At 70.0% G+C, this 7,512-nt stretch carries 3 protein-coding genes; 2 read left to right on the forward strand and 1 reads right to left on the reverse strand.

What is annotated here, in order from left to right; genetic code table 11:
• Positions 1 to 1,424, reverse strand: a 1,424-nt coding sequence (locus AB0J68_RS22615) for an aldehyde dehydrogenase family protein (protein WP_363940395.1), incomplete at its 3' end; no start/stop codon positions are given.
• A 436-nt stretch (positions 1,425 to 1,860) separates the two neighbouring features.
• Here AB0J68_RS22615 and AB0J68_RS22620 point away from each other — a divergent pair.
• Both AB0J68_RS22620 and AB0J68_RS22625 read left to right on the forward strand, forming a co-directional pair.
• The gene (locus tag AB0J68_RS22620; RefSeq protein WP_363940396.1) at positions 1,861 to 4,749 is read left to right on the forward strand and encodes a glycoside hydrolase family 9 protein; all 2,889 of its coding nucleotides are present in this window, start codon (positions 1,861 to 1,863) and stop codon (positions 4,747 to 4,749) included.
• A 202-nt stretch (positions 4,750 to 4,951) separates the two neighbouring features.
• A complete protein-coding gene (locus tag AB0J68_RS22625) occupies positions 4,952 to 7,459 on the forward strand; it encodes a non-reducing end alpha-L-arabinofuranosidase family hydrolase (protein ID WP_363940397.1) in 2,508 nt (835 codons plus the stop codon).
• Positions 7,460 to 7,512: the final 53 nt, after the last annotated feature.

Genomic DNA, 7,512 nt, shown 5'->3' on the forward strand with positions numbered 1-7,512 from the left:
GCCCGTCCAGGTGCAGCCCTCGGGTGAGCAGGGCGGCGGCGCCCACCGTCACGCCGGCGGCCACCAGCGGGGGAGCGAGCATCGTCGCAGGCCAGCGACGCGACGAGCGCGCCGTTGGAGGCGTTCATGGCGGCCAGCAGCTCGTCGGTGGTGTCCACCACGACGATCGTGTCGACCGGGCCGAACGGCTCGGCGTGCATCAACCGGGAGCGGCCGGGCGGGGCGAGCAGCACCGACGGCGCCACGTACGCCGAGGTGTCCTGCCCGGGTAGGAACGGCGCTCCGGTCAGCTTGCCCCGGTGCAGCGGCACCGCGCCGCCGCGCACCGCCTCGTCGACCTTGCGGTGCAGCTCGTCGGCCTTGGCGGCGCTGATCAGCGGCCCGAAGTCCAGCTCGGGCAGCGGGTCACCGGCCGTCCAGTCGTCCCCGACGGCCAGCGGGTGACCGAACCGGACCGAACGCACGACCGGCAGGTACATGTCGAGGAACTCGTCGACCAGGTCGCGCTGCACCACGAACCGGGGGTACGCGGTGCAGCGCTGCTTGCCGTACTCGAAGCCCTTCTTCAGGTGCGCGGCGAGCAGGTCCCACTGGGAGAAGTTCCAGATGCCCCAGGCGTTGAGGCCCTCCTGCTCGATGAAGTGCCGCTTCTCGCTGTCGAGCAGCGCGGCGGCCACCTTGCCGCCGTTGGAGCGGCCGCCGACGAACGCCACCGCGCCGATCTCGGGCGCCCGGACGAGCACCTCGGACAGTTCCTCGCCGCCGCCGGAGACGAGGGTGGCGGGCAGGCCGGCGCGACGCATCAGCGCGTGCGCGACGGTCAGGCAGACCGCACCGCCCTGGGACGGGGTCTTGGCGATGACCGCGTTGCCGGCCAGCAGTTGGACCAGCTCGGCGTGCACGAGGACGCTCATCGGGTAGTTCCAGGAAGCGATGTTGCTGACGGGACCGTCCAGTGGCTCGCGGCCGTCGGCGAGCATCCGGTCGATCTCGCCCACGTACCAGCGGACGCCGTCGAGCGCCCGGTCCACGTCGGCGCAGGCCAGCCGCCACGGCTTGCCGATCTCCCAGACGAGCAGGAGCGCCAGCAGGTCACGGTGGGCGGTGAGGGCGTCCACGGCGTCGCAGACCCGGGCCTTGCGATCGCTCAGCGGGGTACGCGCCCAGGCCCGGTGCGCGGCGGCGGCGTGCGCGACCGCGGCGCGGGCGGTGTCGGCGTCGAGTCGGGACAGGTTGATGACGACGCTGTTGTCGACCGGAGTGCGGACCGGCGCCGGGTGGCCGACCGCCCGCCAGTCACCTTCGATGAGGTTGTGCAGCGTGGTGACGCCGTCCACCTCAGCGCCGAACGCCTCCGGCGTGGCGGCGACCGCCCGGGCGAGGGCGTCGGACCAGGCGGTGCCGTCAGCGAGTCGTAGTGCCATCGCGTTCTCCTCAGGGTTGACCGGGGAGCGGCGGCGTCGACGGCACCGCTGATGATCGGTACTGTCTCGCGCCCGGTAGTGGGTCAGCAACCGTACGCTTGTCTGGCTGGCCGCCGACGCGTCCGCGCGGTGCGAGGATCTTTCCAGAAGCGCACCCCGTGAGCTGCGAAAACATCAAGCATTAATCGAAATGTATCGATGGTGTGAGATGGTCCGCAGTGGTTACCCGCGAGTACGGAAGTGGCCCCCGCGGCTCGGCTCCGGCCGGCAGGCTTCCCAACCGACGGCCCGCCCATTACATTGTCGATTATCCATGGGAGCGCTTCCATGCCTCCCCGTGGTCACACCGCCACCCCGCTGTCGCCGGTGGCCGTGCCGCCCCCACGCCGTCCCGCGTCGGTGCGACCGCCGGCGGCGCCTCCGACAGGAGCCCTTCATGCGCCACCTGACCCGGCCGTCCACCGGCCACCCCGGCCGGTCGCCGGTCGCCGACCAGCCCTGGCCCCGGCGCTTGCTGGCCGCCGGCGTCGCCCTGCTCACCGGGCTGTCCCTCGCGGTCACCGCGCCGCCGGCCGGGCCCGCGTCCGCTGCGCCGGCCTTCAACTACGCCGAGGCATTGCAGAAGTCGCTGTTCTTCTACGAAGCGCAGCAGTCGGGCAAGCTGCCGGACTGGAACCGGGTCTCCTGGCGCGGCGACTCCGCGCTCACCGACGGGGCCGCCGCCGGGCTGGACCTCACCGGCGGCTGGTACGACGCCGGCGACCACGTCAAGTTCGGCTTCCCGATGGCGTTCAGCGCCACCATGCTGGCGTGGGGCGCGGTGGAGTACCGCAGCGGCTACACGGCCTCCGGTCAACTGCCGCACCTGCTCAACAACCTGCGCTTCGTCAACGACTACTTCATCAAGGCGCACCCGTCGGCCAACGTCCTCTACGGACAGGTCGGCAAGGGCGACGACGACCACAAGTGGTGGGGCCCGGCCGAGGTGCTGCCGATGGCGCGGCCGGCGTACAAGATCGATGCGAGCTGTGGCGGCGCGGACCTCGCCGGCGAGACGGCGGCCGCGATGGCCGCCTCCTCGATGGTGTTCCGGCCCACCGACGCGACCTACGCGGACAAGCTGCTCACCCACGCCCGGCAGCTCTACACGTTCGCCGACACGGTGCGGAAGTCCTACAGCGAGTGCATCACCGACGCGGCCTCCTTCTACAAGTCGTGGAGCGGCTACCAGGACGAGTTGGTCTGGGGCGCGATCTGGCTCTACCGGGCCACCGGCGACGCCAGCTACCTGACCAAGGCCGAGAGTGAGTACGACAAGCTCGGCACCGAGCCGCAGTCCACCACCCGTTCCTACAAGTGGACCATCGCCTGGGACAACAAGCAGTTCGGCGCGTACGTGCTGCTGGCCAACCTGACCGGCAAGCAGAGGTACGTCGACGACGCCAACCGTTGGCTGGACTACTGGACCGTCGGGGTGAACGGGCAGCGGGTGCCGTACTCGCCCGGTGGGATGGCGGTGCTCGACTCCTGGGGCGCGCTGCGCTACGCGGCCAACACCTCCTTCGCCGCGCTGGTCTACAGCGACAAGACCACCGACACGACCCGCAAGGCGCGCTACCACGACTTCGCCGTCCGGCAGATCAACTACGCGCTCGGCGACAACCCGCGCAACTCCAGCTACGTCATCGGGTTCGGGGCCAACGCACCGAAGAACCCGCACCACCGCACCGCGCACGGGTCCTGGTGGGACAGCCAGACGGTGCCCGTCGAGACCCGGCACACCCTCTACGGCGCGCTGGTCGGCGGCCCGTCCTCGGCCAACGACGCGTACACCGACAGCCGGTCCGACTACGTGATGAACGAGGTCGCCACCGACTACAACGCCGGCTTCACCTCGGCGCTGGTCCGGCTGACCTCCGAGTACGGCGGCACGGCGCTGGCCAACTTTCCGGTCGCCGAGACGCCCGACATGGACGAGCTGACCGTGGAGACCACGGTGATGCAGGCCGAACCCCGGGCCACCGGGCTCAAGGCGATCATCTACAACAAGTCGGCGTTCCCGGCCCGGGCCCTGACCACCGGCAAGTTCCGGTACTACTTCCGGCCCGACGGCACCGGTCCGGTCCAGGTCACCTCCGGCTACACCCAGGGCTGCCCGTCGCCGACCACGGCCAAGCAGTTCAGCGGCGACATCTGGTACGTCGAGGTGGACTGCACCGGCTACACCATCGCCCCGGCCGGGCAGTCGCAGCACCGGATGGAGGTCCAGTTCAAGATCGGCGTGCCGGAGGGTGGCACCTGGGACCCGACCAACGACCCGTCGTACCAGGTGACCGCCGGGCCCAACCGCAAGGTTCCGCTCTACTCCGGCGGGGTGCGGGTCTGGGGCGAGGAGCCCGGACCGGCCACCCCGGACACCACCGCGCCCACAGTGCCCGGCACGCCCGTCGCGTCCGCCGTCACGTCCAGCGGGCTCACGCTGACCTGGGCCGCGTCCACCGACACCGGCGGCAGCGGGTTGGCCGGCTACGAGGTGACCCGTACCTCGGCCGGCGCCGACCCGGTCGTCACCGCCTCGACGGGGGCCACCCTGGCCGTGACCGGGCTGGCGCCCGAGCGGACGTACCAGTTCACCGTGCGGGCGCTCGACGGCGCCGGCAACCGCTCGGCGGCATCGGCCGCGCTCACCGTCACCACGCCGGCCGGCCCGGCGTCGGACACCACAGCGCCGACCGCACCCGGTACGCCCACCGCCTCCGCGATCGGCCCGACCGGCCTGACCCTGACCTGGGGCCCGTCCACCGACGCGGTGGGCGTCACCGCCTACCGCGTCTACCGGGGCGGGAACGTTCTGGTCGGCTCGGCCACCGGCACCACGCTGGCGGTGACCGGGCTGACCGCCTCCACCACGTACACGTTCACGGTGGTGGCGGTGGACGCGGCCGGAAACGTTTCGGCCGCGTCGCCCGGCGTCACGGTCACCACCACGGCCCCGCCTGCCGGCGGCGGCTGCGCGGTGACCTGGACGTCGAACAGCTGGGACACCGGGTTCACCGCGAACATCACGATCGCCAACACCGGCACCACGGCGATCAACGGCTGGACGCTCGCGTTCACGTTCGGAAGCAGCGGGCAGAAGGTCGGGCAGGCCTGGTCGGCGACCGTGACCCAGACCGGCACCGCGGTGACCGCGTCGAACCTGTCCTACAACGGGACACTGGCGCCGGGTGCGTCGACGAGCTTCGGCTTCAACGGCACCCACACCGGCAGCACCACCAGGCCGGCCGCCTTCACCCTGAACGGCGCCGCCTGCACGGTCTCCTGACTCATCGACGCGGCGTGGCCGGTACCGCACCCGGGCGACCGGCCACGCCGCGCGCGCAAGGCCAAAACATTTCCGAAACATTTCCGAAAACTCGATTGTCTGGACCGACGCGTGGTTAGCATCGATCGAGTTTGATACCCCAATCGAAGACGTCCGGCCGTGCCCCTCGGCGGCCCGGGTGTTGGCCAGTAAGGAGGCCGAGATGGCAATGAGCCCATCCGTTCATAGCGGCGGGACTCGGCGACGGCGATCACCCGCCGTCCGAGCGCTGCTCGCCGGCGCGTTCAGCGTCGTGACTGTCGCCGCCGTCGCGGTGATGATGCCCTCGGCGAACGCCGCCGCGACCACGCTCGGCGCGGCCGCCGCGCAGTCGGGCCGGTACTTCGGCACCGCCATCGCGGCGGGCCGGCTCGGCGACTCGACGTACAGCACGATCGCGGCGCGTGAGTTCAACATGATCACGGCCGAGAACGAGATGAAGCCGGACGCGACGGAGCCCCAGCGGGGCCAGTTCAACTTCAACTCCGGTGACCAGATCTACAACTGGGCGACCCAGCGCGGCCTGAAGGTCCGTGGGCACACCCTGGCCTGGCACGGGCAACAGCCGGGGTGGATGCAGAGCCTGAGCGGCAGCAGCCTGCGTCAGGCGATGATCGACCACATCAACGGCGTGATGGGCCACTACCGGGGCAAGCTCGCCGCCTGGGACGTGGTCAACGAGGCGTTCAACGAGGACGGCAGCCGTCGCAACTCCAACCTCCAGGGCACCGGCAACGACTGGATCGAGGTGGCGTTCCGCACCGCGCGGGCGGCCGACCCGTCGGTCAAGCTCTGCTACAACGACTACAACATCGAGAACTGGTCGTACGGCAAGACGCAGGGCGTCTACCGCATGATCCAGGACTTCAAGTCCCGTGGCGTGCCGATCGACTGCGTCGGTTTGCAGACCCACTTCACCGGCGGCAGCTCGCTGCCGAGCAACTTCCAGACCACGCTGTCCAGCTTCGCCGCGCTCGGCGTGGACGTGGCGCTTACCGAGGTCGACGTCACCAACTCCTCCACCACCCAGTACGCCGGGTTGACCCAGGCGTGCCTGAACGTTCCCCGCTGCATCGGCATCACCGTCTGGGGCGTACGCGACAGCGACTCGTGGCGCTCGAACGAGAGCCCGCTGCTCTTCGACGGCGGCGGCAACAAGAAGGCCGCCTACAACTCCGTCCTCAACGCGCTCAACGCGGCCCCCCCGACCTCGGGGCCGACCGTGAGCCCGACGGTGAGCCCGACGGTGAGTCCGACCGTGAGCCCGACGGTGAGCCCGACCACGAGCCCGCCGCCGAGCGGCGGCGCCGGCCGGATCGTCGGGGTGCAGTCGGGCCGGTGCATCGACGTGCCCAACGCCACGCAGACCAACGGCACCCGCGTCCAGCTCTACGACTGCAACGGTCAGTCGAACCAGCAGTGGACGTACACCTCCGGCAAGCAGTTGCGGGTCTACGGCAGCAAGTGCCTCGACGCGAACGGCGCGGCCACCGCCAACGGCACCGGAATCATCATCTGGGACTGCAACAGCGGCGCGAACCAGCAGTGGAACATCAACTCCAACGGCACCATCACCGGTGTGCAGTCCGGCCGGTGCCTGGACGTCTGGGGCACCGGCAACGGCCAGCAGATCCAGCTGTACGACTGCCACGGGCAGACCAACCAGCAGTGGCGGACCGACTTCGGCGGCACCACGCCGACGTCGGCGCCGCCCACCACGGCACCGCCGACCACGACGCCGCCCACCACGAGTCCGCCGAGCGGCTGCGCGCTTCCGTCGACCTACCGCTGGTCGTCGACCGGCGCGCTGACGAACCCGCAGAACGGCTGGGTCTCGCTCAAGGACTTCACCAACGTGGTCTACAACGGCAAGCACCTGGTCTACGGGTCGAACGTCAACAGCGGCGGCCAGTACGGCTCGATGAACTTCAGCACGTTCACCAACTGGTCCGACATGGCCTCGGCCAGCCAGACCGGAATGAGTCAGGGCACGGTGGCGCCCACGCTGCTGTACTTCGCCCCGAAGAACATCTGGGTGCTGGCGTACCAGTGGGGACCGACCTCGTTCAGCTACAAGACGTCGAGCGACCCGACGAACGCCAACGGCTGGTCCTCGGCGCAGACGCTGTCCACCGCCACCCTCTCGGACGCCCCGTACGGGGTGATCGACCAGACCCTCATCGGCGACGACCAGAACATGTACCTGTTCTTCGCCGGGGACAACGGCAAGATCTACCGGTCGAGCATGCCGCTGGGGAACTTCCCGGGCAGCTTCGGCTCGACCTACACGACGATCATGACCGACTCGACGAACAACCTGTTCGAGGGCGTCGAGGTCTACAAGGTGCAGGGCCAGAACCAGTACCTCATGATCGTCGAGGCGATCGGGAGCCAGGGACGCTACTTCCGGTCGTTCACGTCCACCAGCCTGAGCGGCTCGTGGACCCCGCAGGCCGCCAGCGAGAGCAACCCCTTCGCCGGCAAGGCCAACAGCGGCGCGACGTGGACCAACGACATCAGCCACGGTGACCTGGTCCGCACCAACCCCGACCAGACCAAGACCGTCGACGCCTGCAACCTGCAGTTCCTGTACCAGGGCAAGAACCCCAGTGCGGGAGGCGACTACAACCTGCTGCCGTGGCGGCCGGGTGTACTGACTCTCCAGCGCTAGGCGCACATCCGTTCGCGCAGAACCGGGGCGTGCCCGGCACCGTGGGTGCCGGG

This window comes from Micromonospora sp. NPDC049580 (assembly GCF_040675595.1).
Taxonomy (GTDB): Bacteria; Actinomycetota; Actinomycetes; order Mycobacteriales; family Micromonosporaceae; genus Micromonospora.